At 67.5% G+C, this 21,145-nt stretch carries 20 protein-coding genes; 16 read left to right on the top strand and 4 right to left on the bottom strand.

Translation table 11 applies throughout. The annotated features are described in order from the left end of the window. Window positions 1-60: 60 nt before the first annotated feature. Window positions 61-2,478, bottom strand: coding sequence for a GH25 family lysozyme (locus CYFUS_RS40020; RefSeq protein ID WP_232537082.1), 2,418 nt, complete (start codon window positions 2,476-2,478; stop codon window positions 61-63). A 328-nt stretch (window positions 2,479-2,806) separates the two neighbouring features. Between CYFUS_RS40020 and CYFUS_RS40015 the strand changes: the two genes are divergently transcribed. After that, complete coding sequence (locus tag CYFUS_RS40015; protein WP_198316306.1) at window positions 2,807-3,382, top strand: DUF4240 domain-containing protein; 576 nt, start codon at window positions 2,807-2,809, stop codon at window positions 3,380-3,382. Between the two features lie 41 nt (window positions 3,383-3,423). Here the strand turns inward: CYFUS_RS40015 and CYFUS_RS40010 are convergent, their stop codons facing one another. Then, window positions 3,424-4,332, bottom strand: a complete 909-nt coding sequence (locus CYFUS_RS40010) for an alpha/beta fold hydrolase (RefSeq protein WP_095989985.1) — start codon at window positions 4,330-4,332, stop codon at window positions 3,424-3,426. 127 nt (window positions 4,333-4,459) lie between these two features. Between CYFUS_RS40010 and CYFUS_RS40005 the strand changes: the two genes are divergently transcribed. From CYFUS_RS40005 to CYFUS_RS39970, 8 genes are read left to right on the top strand one after another with little or no spacing between them, the layout of a single operon-like run. Further along, the gene (locus tag CYFUS_RS40005) at window positions 4,460-5,449 is read left to right on the top strand and encodes an AAA family ATPase (protein WP_095989984.1); all 990 of its coding nucleotides are present in this window, start codon (window positions 4,460-4,462) and stop codon (window positions 5,447-5,449) included. 30 nt (window positions 5,450-5,479) lie between these two features. Then, window positions 5,480-6,361, top strand: coding sequence for a DUF58 domain-containing protein (locus CYFUS_RS40000; RefSeq protein ID WP_071904018.1), 882 nt, complete (start codon window positions 5,480-5,482; stop codon window positions 6,359-6,361). Beyond that, window positions 6,358-7,365 (top strand): DUF4381 domain-containing protein, encoded by a 1,008-nt coding sequence (locus CYFUS_RS39995; RefSeq protein WP_095989983.1) that lies wholly within the window; start codon window positions 6,358-6,360, stop codon window positions 7,363-7,365. The genes CYFUS_RS40000 and CYFUS_RS39995 overlap by 4 nt, the downstream gene beginning before the upstream one ends. Further along, window positions 7,340-8,350, top strand: a complete 1,011-nt coding sequence (locus tag CYFUS_RS39990) for a vWA domain-containing protein (protein ID WP_095989982.1) — start codon at window positions 7,340-7,342, stop codon at window positions 8,348-8,350. The genes CYFUS_RS39995 and CYFUS_RS39990 overlap by 26 nt, the downstream gene beginning before the upstream one ends. Before the next feature lie 41 nt (window positions 8,351-8,391). After that, window positions 8,392-9,405, top strand: a complete 1,014-nt coding sequence (locus CYFUS_RS39985; RefSeq protein ID WP_420042719.1) for a VWA domain-containing protein — start codon at window positions 8,392-8,394, stop codon at window positions 9,403-9,405. Next, window positions 9,402-10,403 (top strand): tetratricopeptide repeat protein, encoded by a 1,002-nt coding sequence (locus tag CYFUS_RS39980; protein WP_095989980.1) that lies wholly within the window; start codon window positions 9,402-9,404, stop codon window positions 10,401-10,403. Before CYFUS_RS39985 ends, CYFUS_RS39980 begins: the two co-directional genes overlap by 4 nt. After that, window positions 10,387-12,285: a BatD family protein gene (locus tag CYFUS_RS39975; protein ID WP_095989979.1), complete on the top strand. Its 1,899-nt coding sequence runs from the start codon at window positions 10,387-10,389 to the stop codon at window positions 12,283-12,285. The genes CYFUS_RS39980 and CYFUS_RS39975 overlap by 17 nt, the downstream gene beginning before the upstream one ends. Continuing rightward, window positions 12,282-13,031, top strand: a complete 750-nt coding sequence (locus tag CYFUS_RS39970) for a tetratricopeptide repeat protein (RefSeq protein ID WP_095989978.1) — start codon at window positions 12,282-12,284, stop codon at window positions 13,029-13,031. The genes CYFUS_RS39975 and CYFUS_RS39970 overlap by 4 nt, the downstream gene beginning before the upstream one ends. Before the next feature lie 16 nt (window positions 13,032-13,047). On the opposite strand, the gene CYFUS_RS39965 is transcribed toward CYFUS_RS39970, so the two are convergent. Continuing rightward, on the bottom strand, window positions 13,048-13,782 hold the full coding sequence (locus tag CYFUS_RS39965) for a hypothetical protein (RefSeq protein WP_095989977.1): 735 nt from the start codon (window positions 13,780-13,782) through the stop codon (window positions 13,048-13,050). 14 nt (window positions 13,783-13,796) lie between these two features. After that, on the bottom strand, window positions 13,797-14,672 hold the full coding sequence (locus CYFUS_RS39960; protein ID WP_095989976.1) for a hypothetical protein: 876 nt from the start codon (window positions 14,670-14,672) through the stop codon (window positions 13,797-13,799). Window positions 14,673-14,998: 326 nt separating this feature from the next. On the opposite strand from CYFUS_RS39960, the gene CYFUS_RS39955 reads away from it, so the two are divergent. From CYFUS_RS39955 to CYFUS_RS39930, 7 genes are all read left to right on the top strand, one after another. Then, window positions 14,999-16,612, top strand: a complete 1,614-nt coding sequence (locus CYFUS_RS39955; RefSeq protein WP_095989975.1) for a glycine--tRNA ligase — start codon at window positions 14,999-15,001, stop codon at window positions 16,610-16,612. Window positions 16,613-16,758: 146 nt separating this feature from the next. Further along, window positions 16,759-17,040 carry a DUF504 domain-containing protein gene (locus CYFUS_RS39950; protein ID WP_095989974.1) on the top strand — a complete coding sequence of 94 codons (282 nt, stop codon included), beginning with the start codon at window positions 16,759-16,761 and terminating at the stop codon, window positions 17,038-17,040. Between the two features lie 164 nt (window positions 17,041-17,204). Then, entirely contained in the window at window positions 17,205-17,513 is a 309-nt protein-coding gene (locus CYFUS_RS39945) for a hypothetical protein (RefSeq protein WP_157758931.1), read from the top strand. 144 nt (window positions 17,514-17,657) lie between these two features. After that, window positions 17,658-18,128 carry a YcjF family protein gene (locus CYFUS_RS39940; RefSeq protein ID WP_157758930.1) on the top strand — a complete coding sequence of 157 codons (471 nt, stop codon included), beginning with the start codon at window positions 17,658-17,660 and terminating at the stop codon, window positions 18,126-18,128. 16 nt (window positions 18,129-18,144) lie between these two features. Further along, window positions 18,145-18,321 (top strand): hypothetical protein, encoded by a 177-nt coding sequence (locus tag CYFUS_RS52025; protein ID WP_198316305.1) that lies wholly within the window; start codon window positions 18,145-18,147, stop codon window positions 18,319-18,321. A 61-nt stretch (window positions 18,322-18,382) separates the two neighbouring features. Further along, complete coding sequence (locus CYFUS_RS39935) at window positions 18,383-19,984, top strand: cyclic peptide export ABC transporter (RefSeq protein ID WP_157758929.1); 1,602 nt, start codon at window positions 18,383-18,385, stop codon at window positions 19,982-19,984. After that, window positions 19,981-21,117, top strand: coding sequence for a prohibitin family protein (locus CYFUS_RS39930; protein WP_095989970.1), 1,137 nt, complete (start codon window positions 19,981-19,983; stop codon window positions 21,115-21,117). The genes CYFUS_RS39935 and CYFUS_RS39930 overlap by 4 nt, the downstream gene beginning before the upstream one ends. The last annotated feature ends 28 nt before the right edge of the window (window positions 21,118-21,145 follow it).

The following is a 21,145-nucleotide window of genomic DNA, read 5'->3' as shown; positions in this document are numbered from 1 at the left end:
AGCCTGTTGAGCACCCTTTGGGTTGAGTCGATTCCTTGACGGATAGGTTGGCGGCCGGTTTCAGTCCAGGAGGTTGGCCAGGCCCGCGTACGTATTGGTTCCGGGGATGCCGTCAATCGGACCCGAGTAGCCGCCTCGGCTCGCCAGGGATTGAAGTACCTTGTAGGTGTTCGTTCCCGGTACCCCATCGATGGGTCCCGTGTACCCGGAGCCGCTCAAGAAGGTCTGGAGGCCCCTCCACGAGTTCACCCCCAGCGCGCCATCGCTGGGGCCCATGTACCCGCCCAGGCGCGCGACCCGCTGGAGCGCCGCGTACGATTGGGTGCCCATGACGCCATCGATGGGGCCCGTGTAGCCAAAGCCCCGCAGGACGGTCTGCACGCCCTTCCAGGAGTTGGTGCCCATGACGCCGTCGATGGGGCCCGTGTAGCCCCCCTTCGCGGCGAAGCGCTGAACCGCCTTCCAGGAGTTGGTGCCCATGACGCCATCCACGGGCCCCGAGTAGCCGTAGCCGCTGAGGACCTGCTGGATTCCCTTCCACGTGTTCGTGCCGGGGATGCCGTCCACGGCACCGGTGTACCCGCCCGCCTGAGCGATCCGCTGCAGCGTCACCCCCTGGGTGTTGCTGACGGGAGGCACACCGCCGGAGGAGCCGTTCAAGTACGCCTGGAGCCCGTTGTACGTGTTGGGCCCGGGGATGCCATCGATGGGACCCGTGTAGCCACCGTCCTGGGCAAGCAGTTGCAAGCCCTTGTAGGTGTTGATGCCCGGTACGCCGTCGACAGGCCCGTCGTAATACCCCAGCTCGCGAAGCACCCTCTGCACCCCCATCCAGGTATTGACACCCGGGACGCCGTCAATGACGCCCGTATAGCCACCTCGACGTGCCAGATTCTGCAGAATGGTCCCCTGCTCGACGGTGATGACGGGGGCGCCTCCGCCAGAGGAGCCTCCCCCGGGAATGGCCGTTGGCGGGGGAGGTGTCGCGCCATCCGGTGGCTGGCTCAGTCCGGCGAAGGCGGACAACCTGGCGACGTTCAAATCGAGAGGAATTCCATTCTGGTTGCCAGACGAGGTGTATTGATGAATCTCCCACGAGGGAAAGGCCGAGCCGATGTTCGGGTTGCCCGGAGTGCCCGTGTAGTGGGCGATCCACAACTTGGAGCCAACGGCCCGGGTCTGGGTCCAGGTGTTGGACGTGAGCAGGCTCGAGTAGGTGTACAGGAAGGGAACCTTCCCCAGGCGGTCCTTGACCGTCTGCATGAAGGTCGCGGTCAGGGAGTCGTTCCAGAAGATGCCGTCGTCGATCGCCTCGTTGTCGAGCACCAGGAGATCGCCGGGGCGATGGTCATACAGGTGGTCCACGAAGTACTGGGCATCCGCCGCGGGGTTGGTCGAGCCCGCCACCCAGTAATGCCCCACGAGCAATCCGGCCGCGCGGGCCCGGGCGACCTGCTGGGCATAGTAGGGCGCGACGTAGAGGGGTGAGACATTGGAGCCGCCTGCCTTGACAATCGCGAACTGGTAGCCGGCACCGCGAATGGCGTTGAAGTCGAGATCCCGCTGGGTGGTGCCGACATCGATTCCGTAGACACCGCTCATCCCCGCTGGTGGAGGTGTTCCCGGGGACTGGGAGAGCCAATTGTTGAGGCCCGCATAGGTATACTGGCCCGGGAAGCCATCCACGGGCCCCGTGTACCCTCCGAGTTGTGCGAGTTTCTGGACGCCCTTCCAGGTGTTCTCACCCGGGATGCCATCGATGGGGCCGGAGTAGAATCCCTGATTGCTGATGACGGTCTGAACGCCCTTCCATGTATTGGTTCCGGGGATGCCGTCCACCGTGCCCGTGTATCCACCCCGCTGGGCGACGCGCTGGAGAATCTTTCCTTCCTCGATGCTGACCTGGATTCCTCCGGAGCCTCCTCCGGGGCCGGTGCCTCCACCAGTTCCGGTGCCGAGCACGTTCCGGATGAGGGGAGCGGGATCGCTGACATTCTCACCAAACGCGCAGCGATCCGTGGAGCCTCGGGTGATGTGAAGGTGCGGCCCGGACCACGCCGACCCGTGATCATCCCCGTAGCCCGCCGCATAGGCGATGATGTCACCCTGCTGGACGAAATCTCCCACGGAGACCCGGGTCCGGATGACATGGTCGTACCCGGAAAAGTCTCCTGGCGCGGATTCCACCGCGATGGTGTGGCCTACGACGGAGGAGTACTGGACGCGGCGGACGATGCCAGAGCGCAGCGCGGGAATCGCTTGTCCGGCACTGGCGGCGATGTCGAGCCCACGGTGGCCCAGGGGGCCATAGTAGGGGCCGGTGGCTCCGAAACGAGTACTCCACCGTCCTTCCGCATAGAAGGCTTGCACATTGGACGGCACGGCCAGGGTCGTGGACTGGGTTGCGCTCAACGAGGTGGAGTCCTGGACCTCGGAGCCCTCCTGGCCGATTCCGCCACAGGCTGTCAGAGCTATCATGCCCAACACCAGCGTCACGGTGTTCGAGGTGAGACGCTGCAAGATGCTTTTCGACGTGGACCTGCTGTCCATACGACCTCTCGGCGTGTGAAAAGGAAACCGAGCCGAGCGTAACCGGTGCGTGGGTCCCCTGGCAAAGAGCGTGCTCAGGCGGAGCCGACTGATGCGAATAAAGAATCAACGGCCGATGTCCTGGGAGATGAGAACGGCTTTTTCGCCCTGGAACAATCACAAGAGGAAGCAGAAAGTCTTTGGAGAACGACGGATTTGCATGGAGACTTCGTTCCGGGTTTTTTGAATCGAAAGCTTCCCCTCGTTGAGAGGCAGGATGTCATGGGGATGGACTGAGCATGGGGAATCACTGCGAAGGGGTGTTTGCTTCATGAATACTGAGCAATTCTGGGCCATCGTCGAGTCCTCCCGGAGGGTGGTCGAGCCAGAACGGGCGGATGGAAACGCCCAACGACAGGCGGAGGAACTCTGGAAGCAGTTGTCGAGGCTGCCTCCCGAGGAGATCGTCGAGTTTGATGCCCAGTTCCAGGACAAGATGGACGTCGCCTATCAATGGGATCTGTGGGGGGTTGCGTACCTTGTCGCGGGGGGCTGCTCGGATGATGGCTTCACGGACTTCCGAAGTTGGCTCATCTCGATGGGGCGCCGTGTTTTCGAGGACGCGGTGTCGAACGCCGAGTCGCTCATCCACGTTGTCGATGCTCCTGGTGTCGAAGACGTGTTCTTCGAGGATTTTCGATACGTGCCAGCCCGTGCCTATGAGGCGCTGACGGGACGCGATTTCCCTGCCCATAAGGGAGCGGGTCCCTCGGTTCCCGCTGGAGAAGAATGGGGCGAGCAGGAACTCGCGCACAGGTTTCCCGCGTTCTGGGCTCGGAATGGGCGGGAATGAACCTCCCCGCTCGATTCAGCATCTTCAGAGCCAAGAGCCGTTCATGTCGTCAGCTCAGACAGAAGGCACTCCGGCTGCTCCAGGTGGGGACTGTGTCCGGCCCGTACTCGCACCAGCCGCGCGCAGGGCTGAGCCCGCACCGCGGCTTCGGCCAGTGACATGGGCAGGACGCCATCATTCTCGCCCCAGAGGTACAGGATGGGCGCCTTCACCTCGCCCAGCCGCTCGCGCCGGTGGAACACGCCCCCCGAGAGGGGCACCAACGTGTTGAAGGCCCGCGTGGCCTCGGCCCTGCCTCCGCGCACCGTCATCAGCTCGTAGTCCAGCTCCATCAGCCGATGGCGGTGCGGGGTGTCCGGCAACGGAGCGATCCGCCCGAAGAGCCGGGGGCCCAACACACGTGCCACCCGCTCCGGCCCCACGCGGAAGTAGAGGCGGGCCTCCCGCGCCATCTCCGGTCCCAGGCCCATCGCGTCCACCAGCACCAGGCGCTCCACCGGGACCCGGCCCCGCAGCGCCAGCTCCAGCGCCACCAGTCCTCCAAGTGAGTGGCCCACCAGGGTCATCGGCCCCGGCGCCAGGGCGGAGAGTACCTCCTCCACCGGCTCGACGAAGAACCGCAGTCCGTCCTCGGCTGTCCGGAGCGGCCCCGGGGCCGCCGCGGAGCCCCCGAATCCCGGCAGGTCCACCGCCAGCACCCGGTACTCTCGCGCGAGGGCCGGCAGGAGGGGGAACCACGTGCTCGCCGCGCTCCCCCGTCCATGCAGGAGCACCAGGGGAGGGCCCTCGCCTCCCTCGAGGAGCCGCAGCGTCCCTCCTCCAGCGAGCGGGCATGCGCGGGGCACTACCCCGGGCGCCAGCTCCCCGAGCACCTCCGCTTCCACGGGCCCCAGAGGGAGGACTCCACTGCTCGGGCCGGGGACGTGCCCCGGGCTGCTCCCGCCGGTCATCCGCCATGCCCTCCTGGGTGGGGTCCACCCGGAAAATACCGGAATGCTTGGCCTACTGCGCTGTTGAGCCGGCTACCCCCCTCACCTAGGCTGCCTGCCTTCTCAGGGACGGTCGAGACAACACCTTATGAACACGGACATCCGGGCACTCACCGAGCGCGTGCAGCAGGAGAGCGGCTTCGTCGAACTCCTCAACCAGGAGGTCGGCAAGGTCATCGTCGGCCAGCGCTACATGCTCGAGCGCATCCTCATTGGCGTCCTCTGCAACGGCCACGTCCTCCTCGAGGGCGTGCCGGGCCTCGCCAAGACGCTCACGGTGCGCACCATCGCCGACAGCATCAGCGCCTCGTTCATGCGCATCCAGTTCACTCCGGATCTGCTGCCCGCGGACCTCGTCGGCACGATGATCTACAACCAGCAGGCGGCCAACTTCACCGTGCGCAAGGGGCCCGTCTTCGCCAACGTGGTGCTCGCGGACGAAATCAACCGCGCCCCCGCCAAGGTCCAGTCCGCGCTGCTCGAGGCCATGCAGGAGCGTCAGGTCACCATCGGCGACCAGTCCTTCCCGCTGCCCTCGCCCTTCCTCGTCCTCGCCACCCAGAACCCCATCGAGCAGGAGGGCACCTACCCCCTGCCCGAGGCGCAGGTGGACCGCTTCATGCTCAAGGTGAAGGTGGGCTACCCCACGCGCGAGGAGGAGAAGGTCATCATGGACCGCATGAGCGGTGGCAAGCCGCCCCCGGTCCAGCGGGTCATCGCCCTGGAGCAGCTCGTGCGCGCGCGCGAGCTCGTCCATCAGATCTACATGGACGAGAAGGTGAAGGACTACATCCTCAACGTGGTCTTCGCCACGCGCGAGCCCGCGCGCTACGGCCTGAAGGATCAGGCGGACTACATCCAGTTCGGCGCGAGCCCCCGCGCCACCATCGCGCTGAGCCAGGCCTCGCGCGCCCACGCCTTCCTGCGCCACCGCGGCTTCGTCACCCCCGAGGACGTGAAGGCCGTGGCCTTCGATGTGCTGCGCCACCGCGTGGCCCTCACCTACGAGGCCGAGGCCGAGGAGCTCACCACGGAGAAGCTCATCCAGCGCGTGTTCGATCGCGTCGAGGTGCCGTAAGTCCCGGACGAGGAGCCTGGAGATCGCGCCGTGCTCGCCAAGGACATCATCCGCCGCATCCGCAAGCTGGAGATCCGCACCCGCAAGGTGGTGTCGGACATGCTCGCGGGCCAGTACCACTCGGTCTTCAAGGGCCGGGGCATGGCCTTCTCCGAGGTGCGGCAGTACCAGCCCGGGGATGAGATTCGCATCATCGACTGGAACGTCACCGCCCGGATGAACGAGGCCTACGTCAAGGTCTTCACCGAGGAGCGCGAGCTCACGGTGATGCTCCTCGTGGACGTGTCGGCCTCCAAGGAGTTCGGCTCGCGCGAGCGCTCCAAGTCCGAGGTGGCCGCCGAGGTGGCCGCTCAAATCGCCTTCAGCGCCATCGCCAACAACGACCGGGTGGGGCTCATCCTCTTCTCCGACCGGGTGGAGAAGGTGGTGCCGCCGCGCAAGGGCCGCTCGCACGTGATGCGGCTGGTCAGCGACATCCTCACCTTCCAGCCCAAGGGGCGGGGCACGGACCTGTCCGCGGGCCTCACCTACTTGAGTCGCGTGGCCAACCGCAAGACGGTGACGTTCCTCGTCTCGGACTTCCTCGCCTCGGGCTATGAGGCGCCGCTGCGGCTGGTGGGCCGCAAGCACGACCTGGTGCCCGTGGTCATCGTGGATCCGCTGGAGCGCGAGTTCCCGAGAATGGGGCTCGTGGAGATGGAGGACCCGGAGACGGGCGAGCGCTTCGTGGTGGATACGAGCGATCCACTCGTGCGTGGCCGCTACGCGCGCGCCCTGCAGGGTCAGCGCGAGGAGCTGCGCCGGCTCTTCAAGAAGCTGGAGTTGGACCACGTGGAGCTGAGCACCGGGGATGATCACGGCATGGCCCTGGTGCGCTTCTTCCGCGCCCGCTCCCGGAGGATGGCGGCATGAGGGCGTTGACGCTCTGCGCGTTCCTGGTCGTCTCGCCCCTGGTCGCCCAGGCCCAGGCTCCGGCCCCCGCTGGGGCGAGCGCGAAGCTGCCCGAGGTGGAGCCCTCGGGGATGCAGGCCCGCGTGCAGCCCGAGCGCGTGCTCCTGGGCGAGCCCTTCGTCTACGAGGTGGTGCTCACCCATCCGGCGGACCACCGCTACGAGCTGGACGTGCCGCCGGACCTGGGGGACTTCGAGCTGCTCTCCCAGGAGCGCACGCCTCCCGCGGCGGGCAAGGACCCGGCGGTCACCGTGTTCCGGGTGCGCATGTCCGCCTTCAAGCTGGGCATGGTGACGCTGCCAGACCTGGCCTTCCTCGTGTCCACGCCGGAGGGGCCGCGGCGCTACGTGGCGCCGGGCCGGACGTTGGAGGTGGGCTCCACGCTGCCCGAGGACGCCGAGGCGAAGGGCGAGGATCTCCGGGACATCCAGCCGCCCACCGAGGTGGCCGTCCGCTCGTGGACGCTCGTGTGGGCCGCCCTGGGCGTCATCGCCGCGGCGCTGCTGGGCTATGCCGCGTGGCGGTTCTTCCAGAAGTACCGGGAGCGGCGGCGCGCGGCGGTGGCTCCCCCGCTGCCCCTGGACGTGCGCACGCGTCGGGCCCTGGATGCCCTCAAGTCCGAGAACCTGCCCGCGCAAGGCCGGGTGAAGGACTTCTACTTCCGTCTGTCGGAGATCCTCCGCGGCTACCTGGGCGAGCGCTATGACTTCGACGCGCTCGAGTGCACCAGCTCGGAGCTGATGGCGCAGCTGAGGCGTCTGAAGGCGCCCGGCCTGCCCGAGGACGGACTCATGCGCTTCATTTCCGAGTCGGACCTGGTGAAGTACGCCCGGGCCGAGTCCTCCCCGGATTCGTGCCGCGAGGCGCTGACGTTCGGCTACTCGCTGCTGGACCAGACCTGGCCCCCTCCTCCTCCGCCCGAAGCGGCCCCCGTGTCCCATGCTTCCGGACCTCGCGTTCCATAGCCCCCATTACCTGTGGGGGTTGCTCCTCATCCCCCTCCTGTTCGTCTGGAGCTGGTGGGAGAAGCGCCGCCGCGCCGTGCTGCGCTTCTCCGCGGCGCACGTGTTCACCCGGCATCCCCGGGGCCTGCGCGTGTACCTCCTGCCGATGCTGCCCCTGCTGCGTGCCGCCGCGGTGGCCGCCGCCCTCGTCGCGCTCGCCCGTCCCCAGACGCGCGACACGCGCGTGCGGGACTTGAACGTGGAGGGCATCGACATCGTCGTCGCGCTCGACCTGTCCACCTCCATGGAGGCCGGTGACTTCCGCCCGCAGAACCGCCTGCACGTGGCCAAGGAGGTGCTCAGCGAGTTCATCACCAACCGCGTCAATGACCGCATCGGCCTCGTGGTCTTCGCGGGCGCGGCGTACACGCAGGCGCCCCTGACGCTCGACTACGGCGTGCTCAAGGAGGTGCTGCGGCAGTTGCGCACGCGCGTGCTGGAGGACGGCACGGCCATTGGCGACGCGCTGGCCACGGCGCTCAACCGCCTGCGCGACTCGGACGCCAAGAGCCGCGTGGTGGTGCTCATCACCGACGGTGACAACAACGCGGGGAAGATCTCCCCGCTGGACTCGGCCGGCATGGCGAAGTCGCTGCACATCCCCATCTACACCATCCTCGTGGGCAAGGGCGGCAAGGTGCCCTTTCCCCAGGGCACGGACCTGTTCGGCAACACCGTGTGGCGCGAGACGGAGATCCCCATCAACCCCGAGCTGCTCCAGGACATCGCCGACTCCACCGGCGGCGAGTACTACCGCGCCACGGATCCCGAGGGTCTCAAGCAGGGCCTGCAGAAGGTGCTCGACTCGCTCGAGCGCTCCAAGTTGATGGAGGGCGGTGCCTCGGCCAACTACCGCGAGGACTACCACCCGTACCTGCTGCTGGCCTTTGGCTTCGCCGTGCTGGAACTCTTCCTGCGCTCCACCTTCCTGCGGGTGTCGCCGTGAACCTGACGGACCCCTGGCGTTTCAAGTTCCTGGGCTACCAGATGGGGCTCGCCAAACCCGCCTTCCTCGGGCTGTGCGTGGCGGGCGCGCTGGTGGGGGCCCTGGCCCTGTGGCTGGCGCTGCGCCGGCGCTCGCGCGTGCGCGCGTTCCTCACCGAGCGGCTCGTGGACAAGCTGGCCCCCGGCACCTCGCGCTGGCTGCCGGCCACCCAGGCGGGGCTCCAGGGCCTGGGGCTCCTCCTCTTCGGCCTCGCGCTCGCCCAGCCCCAGTGTGGCACCACGAGCGAGCTGGCCAAGCGGCGTGGCATCGACGTGGTGGTGGCGCTGGATGCGTCCAAGTCCATGCTCGCGCGCGACGTGCAGCCCAGCCGCCTCGAGCGCGCCCGGCTGGAGCTCTCCACACTGCTGGACGAGCTGAAGGGGGACCGGGTGGGGCTCGTGGCCTTCGCCGGGGATGCCTTCATCCAGTCGCCGCTCACCTCGGACTACTCGGCGGTGAAGCTGTTCCTGCGCGCGGTGGATCCAGAGCAGATGCCCCAGGGCGGCAGCAACATCGGCGAGGCGCTGCTGCTGGCGCGCCAGGTGCTGGACAACGCGGATCGCGGCTCCAAGGAGCGCGTGGTGGTGTTGCTCTCGGACGGCGAGGACCTGACGGGCGAGGTGGACGAGGCGGTGGCCGCGCTCAAGGAGGCCCACGTGCAGGTGCTCACCGTGGGCGTGGGCTCCGAGCAGGGCGAGCCCATCCCCGTGTACAACCGCCGGGGCGAGTTCGTGGACTACAAGAAGGACAGCAGCGGCGAGACGGTCATCACCCGCATGGACCGGGCGGGCCTGACGGCCATCGCCGAGGCCACGGGGGGCGAGTTCTTCTACCAGCCGCGTGGCGTGGCCATGTCCCAGGTGCTGGAGCGTATCGAGAAGATGCAGAAGAGCGAGTTGGAGAGCCGGGTCACCGTCCGCTACGACGAGCGCTTCCAGGTGTTCGCCCTGCCGGGGCTCGTCCTGCTGGTGCTCGGCATGGTGCTGCCCTCGTCCTGGCGCCGGAGGTCCGCATGAGCCGGGGTTTCGGACGCGCGGCGGCCTGGGCCTGGCTCTGCCTGGGGTTGCTCCTGCCCTTGCTTCCTTTCACGGCGGGAGCCGCGGGACTGCTGGAGAAGGAGCACCCGCTCATTCAACAGGGCCGCCAGGCGTATGACGCCGGGCGGTACGAGGACGCGCTGTCCTCTTTCGAGCAGGCGAAGAAGGAGCGGCCGAACGACCCGGCGGTGGACTTCAACCGGGGCGACGCGCTGATGAAGCTGGGCCGCTATGACGAGGCGAAGCAGGCCTTCCAGGGCGTGGCCGAGGCCAACGGCCGGCCGGACCTGCGGCAGAAGGCCACGTACAATCTGGGCAACGTCCACGCGGCCCAGGGGGATGCGCGCGAGGCGCTGAAGGCCTACCGCCGCGCGCTCACGCTGGACCCCACGGATGCCCAGGCCCGGCACAACTACGAGGTGCTGCTGCGCAACCTGCCTCCTCCGCAGAAGGGTGGGGGGGATGGCGGCACGGATGGAGGCCAGGACGGAGGGCAGGACGGGGGACAGGATGGCGGCCGTCCCGACGCGGGCCAGCCCGATGGCGGCACGGATGGAGGCCAGGACGGCGGAAGCGATGGTGGCTCCGACGCGGGGCAGGATGGCGGGTCGGATGGAGGCCAGGACGATGGGGGCCCGGGCGATTCCGGCACGCCCGACGCGGGTCCGGGAGACGCGGGCCCGGGAGATGGCGGTCCCGAGGATGGGGGCGGGGACGGTGGCGAGCCCGGGGATGGCGGGGAGGGAGGCGACGGTGGCCAGCAAGGCGATGGGGGTCAGTCGGAGGATGCCCAGGAGTCGGACGCGGGTTCTCCGGGTGAGGTGGACGAGCTGGATGGTGGGGTGAGCGCCGAGGAGATCGATCGGCAGGAGGCCGAGCGCCTGCTGGATGCGATGAAGCAGAACGAGAAGAATCTCCAGCTGTGGCGCTTCCAGCAGAAGAAGCGGCCGAGGAATCCCAATGAGAAGGATTGGTAGCGGCCACGCGGCGCTGGCCGCCATCGCCCTGCTCTTCGCGGCACTGCCCGCGTGGGCGGAGGTCGAGTTCTACCAGACGGTGGATCGCACCGAGGTGGGCACGGAGGACGTGTTCCAGCTCACCGTGGTGGTGGTGGATCCACCGGACAACGCCCAGGTGCGCTTTCCCGCGCCCGAGGACTTCGAGGTGCTGTCGTCCTCGCAGAGCACCCAGCGCTCCATCCAGATGAGCGGGGGCGGACCGCCCGTCATCCAGACGGTGCGCAAGCACGTGTTGATGATGCGCGCCCAGCGCGCGGGCACCCTCACCATTCCACCCGCCGTGCTCCCCGTCGGGAGCAGCACCTTGCGCACCGACTCCATCAAGATGACGGTGCGCAAGGGCCGCGTCTCGCCTCCCGGGGGCCAGGCCCAGGCCGGACGCCAGCGGATGCCGGACCCGTTCCGCAACTTCCCTCCCTTTGGTGGCATGCCGGACCCGTTCGCCGACGAGGAGGAGGAAGAGCAGGATCCGCGCGGAGGCATCCAGGAGGACGTGCGCATTCCCCGCGGGGACTCGGATCTGTTCGTGCGCGCCACGCTCGACAAGAAGCAGGCGTACGTGGGCGAGCAGGTGACGCTGTCGCTCTACATCTACTCGCGTGTGGACCTGTCCAGCGTGGACTCGGTGAGCATGCCCAAGCTGGAGGGCTTCTGGAGCGAGGACGTGGAGAGCCCCACGCAGCTCACGGGCGAGCAGCGCATCGTCAACGGCATTCCCTACCGCACCTACCTGCTGCGCCGGCGCGCGCTCTTCCCCATGAAGACGGGCACGCTGTCCATCACCCCCGCGGAGGCGGACATCACCACCGGCATGCTCTTCGTGGGGCACCGCGTGCACCGCGTGTCCAACCCCCTGGAAGTGGAGGTGAAGCCGCTTCCCCCGGGAGGACCCAAGGGCATGTCGACGGCCCAGGTGGGCGACTGGAAGCTGTCCGTGGAGACGTCCCAGCAGCGCGTGGAGCTGGGCCAGCCGGTGACGGTGAAGGTCGTCCTCGAGGGCTCGGGCAACGTGAAGAACATCACGCCGCCCCGGCTGGAGGCCCCGCCCGCCTTCAAGGTGTACGACCCGACCACCACCGACAAGATGACCCCCAACAAGCTGCGCGTTCAGGGACGCCGCACGCAGGAGTACCTGGTGATGCCGCAGCGCACGGGCACCTTCACGCTGCCCTCGCTGGAGTTCCCCTACTTCGATCCGAAGACGGGCCGCTACGAGGTGTCGCGCACCGAGCCCGTGGAGATCGTGGTGGAGTCCGGGGCGGGGGGAGTGGCATCCGCGCAGGCGGGCTCGTCCGCGCCCATGGCGGATGCGGCGGCCGAGCCCAAGAACGTCCTCACCGCGGGCGGCCTGCGTCCGCTGCGCTACCAGGCGCGCTTCGAGGCCCCCGCGGCCGCCGTGTGGCAGCGGCCCTTCTTCCTGCCGGCGGTGCTCGCGCCCGTGGGGTTGATGCTCGCCCTGGCCCTCGGAGGGCTCGTGCGCGGGCGGTGGTCGGCGCAGGACGAGGGCAGTCGCAGCCGGCAGCGGGCCCGGGCGGCACGCAAGCAACTGGCCGCGGCGGAGAAGCTGCGAGCGGGCAACTCCAGTGCCTTCTACGGCGAGGTGGAGAAGGCGCTGCTCAACTTCCTGGCGGCCCGGTTGCGCGTCCCGGTGGGGGGCCTCACCCGCGACGCGCTGGACGCGAAGCTGACCGAGGCCGGGGTGGAGGGGGCGCGCCGCCAGCGGGTGCGCTTCGTGCTGGAGGCATGTGATACCGGCCGCTTCGCCCCTGGCGCCGAGCCGGCCGCTCGCGAGCGCATCCTGGATGACGCCGCGGCCGTGATGGAGGGGTGGGACAAGTGAACGCCGTCGCCGCCATGCTCGTGGCCACGCTGCTGGGCCAGGGCTACTACTCGTCCGAGGAGGCCCAGGGCCTCTTCCAGCAGGCCAACGAGGCCTACTACCGGAGCGACTACGCCGCCGCGCGCGCGGGCTACGAGAAGCTGCTCGAGCGGGGCTTCGGGGGCCCGGATCTCCAATACAACCTGGGCACCACCTACCTGGCGCAGGAGGACCTGGGGCGCGCGGTGCTCGCCTTCGAGCGCGCTCGCCGGGCGGGCGGGGACGGGCCGGATCTCGAGGCCAACCTGGCGCTCGCGCGCGCGCGTCAGCTCGACAAGGTGGTGGGGAGCGCGCCCGAGGAGTCGTTCCTCCAGCGCGTGGTCGCCGCCACCAGCGGCAACGGGGTGGCCTGGGGTTTCCTCTCCGCGTGGGTGACGGGCTTCGTGCTGCTCATCCTCTTCCGGCTGCTGCGTCCGGGCCGGCGGGCCTGGGCGGCCGTCCTCGGCGGCCTGTTCCTGGTGCTGTCGCTCCCCGCGGGCGCGCTGCTGGCCGCGCACGTCTGGGCGCAGGAGAACCTGCACGAGGCCATCGTCATCGCACCCACGCTGCGCGCGCGTGAGTTCCCCCGGGAAGAGGCCAAGGTGTCCTTCGAGGTCCACCCGGGTCTCAAGGTCCAGGTGATGGAGGACACGGGCCGCTACGTGCGCATCCGCCTGCCCAACGGGCTGGAGGGGTGGGCCGAGCGCGAGGGCGTGGCGGAGATCTGAGCTCCGCCACGGCCCGCTACGGGGTGGACGTCTCCGGCGCCACCTCGTAGCTGACCAGCTCCTCGGTCTCCTCGCCGGTCTCCTTCACCTTTCCGACGCCGCGCACGAACCAGTACGTCTTGATCTTGCTGGTGCCTGTCTTGCGCACGACGATCGCCTGGAAGGTGCCCGCCGGGACGGTGACGGACTCGCCGAGGGAGATCACCTTCCAGAGGTCTCGCGTCGTCTCCGTGTTCGCGCTCTTGCCGGCCTTCTGCTTCGTCTCCTGGTAGCTCTCGATCCAGGAGGACTCCACCACGAGGTGCTCGGGCGTCTCGTCGAGGTAGAGCTTGGACGGCTCCCACCACTCCTCGGATTTGGCGCTCGTCGCCCCGGCGTCGAAGGTCTGCTCCCGGTAGCGCACCATGCGCGTGTCCGAGCGCTCCTGCCAATCGAGGGTCATGGCCCCCGAGTCCTCCCGGGTGGTCACCCGGTGGGCCAGCACCTCACGGGAGGCTCCGGTGCCGCCGACGGGCTCCAGCGGGCCCACGGTGACTTCCCGCTGGGACACCGCTCCGTCCGTGGTGACCCGATAGGTCCAGCGATTGCCCTCGGTCCACGGCAGGAGCGAGCCCTGGCTGACATCGTCTACCCCGCTCGGAGCGGGAGCCGTCGCGCCGCCGCATCCGGTGGCGAGCCACCCGAGCACCAGCAGGACCCTGAGCGCCGGCTCGTGGCCGGCTCTTCTCTCGAATTTGAACCCAACATTCATGGCGTACCGTCCCGTCAAGGCGTGAGGGCGAAGCAGTAGATGGCGCCATAGCCCCCGGAGCCGCCCACCGTGGAGCCACCACCTCCTCCGCCGGTGTTGGTGAGGGTGACCCCTGGCGCGCAGCCCGGCACCTGGTGGTCGGACATCCAGTTGGAGCCGCTGCCCGTGCTGCCGCTGCGGGGCCAGGAGTGGCCACACATGGGCTTGCCGGTGGAGCCCACCGCGCTCGTCCAGTCGTTGCAGGTGCCACTCTTGCTGCCGGAGAACTTCCCCTGGCTGGTCGAGCCGGTCAGGACGTCATGGTTGTCGACGCCCTGGTGGTTGGGTTCTCCCCGCTCGTTGGGCAGGTCGTTCTTGATCTGCGCGTCCGAGAGCGGCCGAGAGCCGCTGAGCAGGGCCGCCTTGTTCTGCGCCACGAGCCGGCCCAGGCGGTCGTACCAGGGTCCCTCGCCGATGCGATCGATGGCATTGACGACCCCTCCCTCGGGGCCTCCCGCCGAGGCGCTCAGGAAGGCGCGCCAGGTCTTCTGTCCGGCGCCGGGCAGGGACGCCTCGGCGATGGTGCGGCAGATCTTGTCCGCTCCTTCCAGCCCCGTGGCTTCTCCATAGCGGAGATCGCCCCCGAAGCCGTTCGTGCTGCCCGAGAGCTGGCGCATGGACTCGATGCTGGTCACGAAGAAGCTGAAGGTGCCGGTCTCGGTGGGCGTGCCGGAGTCGCCGTCCGTGGAGCCTCCGTCCGTGGAACCGTTTGGAGTGGAGGGGTTTCCGCCCGTCGGGTCCTCCCCGGGCACTGGAGTGGGATCCACGTCCTCGGAGCCCGCGTCGCAGGCCACGAGCCCCGCGCCGACGGAGGCGCAGACAATGACAGACAGCAAGAATTTGGCGCTCATGGTGGGTCGCTCCTGGGTTCCTCGCCGGCCCGGGGAAGCCTGGAAGTTCATCGGATCGATGAGAGGAGATGGGTACCATGGCTGATTGGAATGTGTGTCGTTCCGAAATCAATTGTAACAGATGCGTCACGAGTGGATTGGTTCAATCTCTCTCGAAATGAAAATCGCGCTGGCTTCAGAAAGGCTTAAGACATGGAGGGTAGGGGGGCGGAACGCAATGGGGCTGGAGCGGGGCCGGGGACACCTTCATCGGGTGCCCTCCGCCTTCCTCTCGGTGTAGAGTGTCACTCCCTCGCCAATCTGGCACGTGAAGGAGCGATACACCGATGGCCGCGCAGACGATGGAGCAGTTGGTGTCCCTGTGTAAGCGCCGGGGATTCATCTTTCCTGGCTCGGCGGTCTACGGCGGTCTTCAGGGCACCTATGACTACGGTCCGCTCGGCGTCGAGCTGAAGAACAACCTCAAGCTCGCCTGGTGGCGCGCCAACGTCTGGGAGCGGGAGGACATGGAGGGGATCGACGCGGCGATCCTGATGAACAAGCTGACCTGGCGCTACTCCGGCCACGAAGAGACCTTCGTGGATCCGATGGTCGACTGCAAGAACTGCAAGATGCGCTGGCGTGCGGATCAGATCTCCGGCAAGTGCCCCCATTGCGCGTCGACGGAGCTCACCGAGCCGCGTCCGTTCAACCTGATGTTCAAGACCCAGATCGGGCCGGTGCCGGACCCCGAGTCGTTCTCGTACCTGAGGCCCGAGACGGCGCAGGGCATCTTCGTCAACTTCAAGCACGTCCTCGACTCCACGTCGCGCAAGCTGCCGTTCGGCATCGCGCAGATCGGCAAGGCGTTCCGCAACGAGATCACCCCGCGCAACTTCATCTTCCGGGTCCGCGAGTTCGAGCAGATGGAGATCGAGTTCTTCGTCCGCCCGGGCGAGGACGAGGGGTGGCACAAGAAGTGGGTGGAGGATCGGATCAACTGGTGGCTGTCCGTGGGCCTGTCCCGGCAGAACCTCGAGCCGTACCACCAGAAGCCCGAGGAACTGGCCCACTACGCCAAGGCGACGGTGGACCTGCTCTACCGCTTCCCGCACGGTCTGGAAGAGCTCGAGGGCATCGCCAATCGCACCGACTACGATCTGGGGTCGCACAGCAAGGACCAGGGCTCGCTCGGGTTGAAGGCGCGCGTCAGCCCCAATGCGCACAGCACCGACAAACTCACCTGGTTCGACCCCGAGACGAAGCAGCACGTGGTGCCCTTCGTGATCGAGCCGTCGGCGGGCGTGGACCGCGGTGTGCTCGCGCTCTTGAGCGAGGCCTACGCGGAGGAGCAGGTGAAGCCCGCCCCGGCGGAGCGCCTGAAGCCGGTGGAAGAGGCGCTCGGCACGTTCCTCAAGTCGGTGGGTCGCAACGAGAAGCTTCCGGCCCAGGCGAAGGAGGCCCTCCTCGCCGAGGGCGAGCGGATCGCCCGGGCGCTCGGCGAGCGGCTGCCGTCCATCGCGGGGCTCCTGTCGATGCCCGGTGCGGAGAGCATCGAGGTGGCGAAGAAGCTGCGCGGCCAGGTGGATCCGGTGGTCGATGAGTTCTACCGGACGGTGTTGCACTTCAAGCCGCACCTGGCGCCCATCAAGGTGGCGGTGCTTCCGCTCAAGAAGAACCACCCGGAAATCGTCAGCACCGCGAAGAGCATCCGGAGGAAGCTCCAGTCGGCCGGCGCGATGCGCATCGTCTACGACGACACCGGCGCGATCGGAAAGCTCTACCGGCGCCAGGACGAAATCGGCACACCGTTCTGCATCACGGTCGACTTCGACACGCTCGGTGAGGGCAATGACGCGGCGCTCAAGGACACGGTCACCGTGCGCCACCGCGACAGCATGGCGCAGGAGCGCGTCGCCATCTCCGAGCTCGAGACCTACCTGCGAGAGAAGATGCAGTAAGGCGCCCGCGCCTGGGGGCGGCAGCCCGGCCTGGTCAGCTCGACGCTCGCGCCAGGGCGGCCAGGCGTTGCCGCGGTATCGTCATGGAGTCAGGTGGGCGCGTGAGCCTCGTCCGGAGGGCATTCTCTTCCCGCGAGGCCACACCCATGTTTCCGGACAGATGTCAGACCAGCCGCGAGATGTACCACCGCATCCGGTGGGATCCGCGGCTCGACGCCGGTGAGTTCGTCATCGGCTACGACGCGCACGGCGAGCGGCTGGAGGAGGTGCCCTTCGCGGCGTTCATCCCCGATGAGGAGATCCCCTGGCATCGCGTCTGGTACTTCCGGCGCGGGCACGAGCGGGTCTGGGACCGCCGCGAGCGCATCGAGCGCAAGCGCTCGGGCGGTGACTGCCAGGGGGCTCCCGCGCTCGAGCCCACGGGGTGATTGTTTCATCCTGAGCAGGGCTTCCGAGCCAGCGGTTCCAACCCCTGCCCCACTTCTGTTCGGTGCTCTAGTACACCGAATGTTCTGATGGGCTTTTCCTCAAGGAAAACAGCTACTTGGTGCAACCCCGCCAATTGGCATGTCAATGCAAACGGCTGGAATCATTGAAGTTTCCAGCAAACGGCTCGGTGTCCTGGGAGGCAGCGCAGCTCTACACATGTTGCATCCGCAAGTATGTGGCCGCGGGCGAGCGTGACGTAGCCGCCCACCTGCGGATGAACCTCTCCGAGCTGCGTGCCGGGCACTGCGCGGGGACGCACCTGGAGGACCTGCAAGCTGGCATCGACGCGGCCCGGGAGCGGCTGGAGGCAACCCACTCGCCCGCCCAGCAGGACGAGGCCCGGTTGAGCAGGCCTCTGGCGCGTCGCGAACGTGACGCTAGCGGAGTCCATCAAAGCGGACAAATTCTTTGACACCCTGTGATACCCTGGGTAGTGGCCTGGGTCACGAAAATAGTTGTAGTGGTCAAACCTGTCGAGACCAAGAAAGCGGAGGCAACTGTGTCCATCGAGGTGAAGGGTGAGGTCAAGGGTTCTGGCGCGGGTGTGGAAGGCTCCTTGAAGCTCAGGGACAAAGACGCGCAGGACATCGTGAAGCGCAACACGCTGTGGTCCATGGGCGTGGGGCTGCTTCCCATGCCGGGGCTGGACTTGATCGGCGTGACGGGTGTGCAGGTCAAGATGCTCAACGAGCTGTCGCACCTCTACAAGATCCCGTTCTCGGAGAACCGGGTGAAGAGCATCCTGACCTCCCTGGTGGGCGGTCTGGGGACGCTGGCCGTGGCGCCCGCGCTTTTCAGCCTGGTCAAGATCATCCCCATCGTGGGCCAGACGGCCGGGTTGGTGTCGGTGCCCCTGAGCGCCGGAGCCTTCACCTACGCGGTGGGCCAGGTCTTCACCCAGCACTTCGCCTCGGGTGGCACCTTCCTGGACTTCGAGCCCGCCACGGTGCGCGAGCACTTCCGCCGCGAGTTCGAGTCGGCCAAGCGCACCGTGCAGGACCTCAAGGCGTCCGAGAGCAATAGCTGAGTTCCATCGGTCGCCCATGCCTCTCGTCGCCATCATCTACGTCCTGCTGTGCCTGCTCGTGGGCGTGCTCGGCAGAGAGCGGCGGTCCATGGGCCTGTGGGGTTGGTTCTTCTTCTCGCTGCTGCTGACCCCATTGGTCGGAGCGATCACGCTCCTGCTTCTGGGGCCGGTGGCTCCTCCTCCGCAGCGCTGATGGACCTGCCCGAGTCTCACGGATGAATTTTCTGCGATTCCTTCAAAAGGAAGCCGGGACCATGACGTCCCGGCTTCTGGTCGCCGCGGGTCTATGCGGAGTCCTCAATGGACTGATCGTCCTGCTGGTGATTTCCGCCACTGGGATGGACTACCGCAGCCCCGAGCAATCCCAACTGTTACTGCTGTTCGTCGCGAGCTTCGCCTTCTTCGTCATCTGCCGCAAGTTCGTCCTGGAACGCACGTCGGACATCGTCGAGGGCATCATCAACCGCGTGCGGATCCGGATCTCGGAGAAGGTCCGTGGCTCGGAGCTGATCCACTTCGAGCAGATTGGCGCCGCCCCCATCTACACGGCGCTGGCGGAGAACACGCGCACGCTGTCGGAGTCCGCCAACCTCATCATCAACAGCCTGTCCTCGACCATCCTCGTCTGCCTGGCGATGCTGTACATCGCGCTGCTGTCCCTGCCGGCCTTCTTCCTGCTCGCCACGGCGATCTCGCTGGGTGTCTTGTTCTACCTGCACAACGTGCGGGGCGCCCGGCCCTTGCTGCGCAATGCCGCCGCGCAGGATCACCGCTTCTTCGAGGAGCTGGGTCATCTGCTCTATGGCTTCAAGGAGCTGAAGGTCGACGCCGAGAAGAGCCATTCCCTGTTCGAGCAGGATTTGAAGGTGGTGGCCAGCGAGGCCGAGGAACTCCGCCTGCGCGCCGCCCGGCGGATCAGCCGGATCACCATCTTCGGGGAGACCTTTTTCTTCGGGCTGATGGGCGTCATCATCTTCGTGCTGCCCTCGTTCACCTCCCAGCAGGACAGCCGCGTGCTGGTGAGCGTGGTGGCGGTGCTGATGTTCATCACCAGCTCGGTCAACGCCATGGTGGATGCCGTGCCCGCGGTGGAGCGGGCGAACATCGCCATCGAGCGCATCGAGCATCTCGAGGGCCGCCTGGGGCCGGTGCCCCCGTTCGAGCGGGTGTTGGAGCCCGTCGAGTTCGAGCGTCTGGCCTGTGTGGGAATGACCTTCCAGTATCCCGAGGTCCAGGGCCGCAGCGCCTTCCAGCTCGGTCCCATCGACCTGGAGGTGCGCAAGGGGGAGGTCATCTTCATCATCGGGGGCAACGGCTCGGGCAAGTCCACCTTCCTCAAGCTGCTGTGCGGCCTGTATCCGCCCAGCGCGGGCAGTCTGGAGCTCAACGGCGTGCCCGTCACGCGCACCACCCTGCAGCAGTACCGCTCCAAGTTCGCCATCATCCTGCAGGACTTCCACCTCTTCAGCCGGCTGTTCCACATGCGCCGATTCAACCGGGCCCGCATCAACCAGCTGCTCGCCGCGTTCGACCTGACGACCGTCACGGGGGTGCGCGAGGACGGCGTGCTGGAGAACATCCAGCTGTCCAGGGGTCAGCAGAAGCGCCTGGCCCTGCTGGTCACGGACCTGGAGGACCGGGACGTGCTCATCTTCGATGAGTGGGCTGCGGACCAGGATCCGGACTTCCGGCGCTACTTCTACCACGAGCTGATCGGCTCGCTCGCCGCGCGAGGCAAGACGGTGATCGCGGCCACACACGACGACCACTTCTTCCACCTGGCGGATCGGGTCCTCAAGATGTCCGAAGGCAAACTAGAGCCCTACGAGCAACACCCGCGGGGGGAGCGCTCATGAGTTCCCACAAGAGCCACCACACGCCGCCGGAGCCGGGCAGCCGGCTGGACCGTATCGAGGCCAGGGTGGAGGCGTGGCTCCAGCGGTTCTGGGCGCGGTGGAACTTCTGGTTCGTCGTCGCGGGCGGCCTGGCCCTCCTGGTGTTCATCTTCTACTGGCCGAGCATCCTGGTCACCGTGCGCTCGGGCGAGCAGGGCGTGCTCTTTCGCCGCTTCGGTCAAGGCACCATCACGGACAAGACGTACGGCGAGGGGCTGCACTTCATCCTGCCCTGGGACACGCTCTACATCTACAACGTGCGCATCCAGCAGCGGCGCATCGAGTTCCAGGTGCTCACCCTCGATGGTCTGCAGGTGAGCATAGATGTGTCGGTGCGCTACCACCCGCGCATCGAGCAGGTGGGACTGCTGCACAAGCGGGTGGGGCCCGACTACTTCGACACGATCATCCGCCCCGGCATCGTCTCCAAGATGCGCACGACCGCGGGCGGGCTGAATGCCGAGGAGATCTACTCCACCAAGCGGTCCGTGCTCGAGCAGGCCACCCGGGATGCGATGCGCCAGTTGGACGACAGCTACCTGATCCTGGACGAGCTGCTCATCGAGCAGGTCATCCTGCCGGAGAACCTGCAGATCTCCATCCAGAACAAGGAGAACGCGGAGCAGGTGATGCTCGAGTATGACTACCGCCTGAAGACCGAGGTCAAGGAGGCGGAGCGCAAGCGCATCGAGGCGCAGGGCGTACGCGACTTCCAGGACATCATCTCCAAGGGCATCTCGGAGCAATTGCTGCGCTGGCGCGGGATCGAGGCCACGCTCGCGCTGGCCAAGTCCGAGAACGCGAAGGTGGTAGTGATTGGCGGAGGCAGGGACGGTCTGCCCCTCATCCTCGATACCAACACCCAGACCCCCGCGCGGGCCGCCCCGGCCCCCGCCTCACCGACGAATTCCACCGCGCCCGCCGCGGCGGTGGTTCCGTCCACCGCCGCGGCGACCCTGTCCACGACTGCCAAACCCGCCGTGTCCCCCGTGGCCCCCAAGGCCGTGGCGGGGTGTGATCCCTCCGTTCCGGGGGGCTGCGGCACGACCATCTCTCCCTTGTCCTCTTCTCCTTCCGGCCCTCACTCGCCGTGACCGGCTCCGGGCCCTTCCTTCCGTCACG

The organism is Cystobacter fuscus (assembly GCF_002305875.1).
GTDB lineage: Bacteria > Myxococcota > Myxococcia > Myxococcales > Myxococcaceae > Cystobacter > Cystobacter fuscus_A.
Note: the sequence above shows the minus strand (reverse complement) of the source record. Positions and strands in the feature narration are given on the sequence as shown.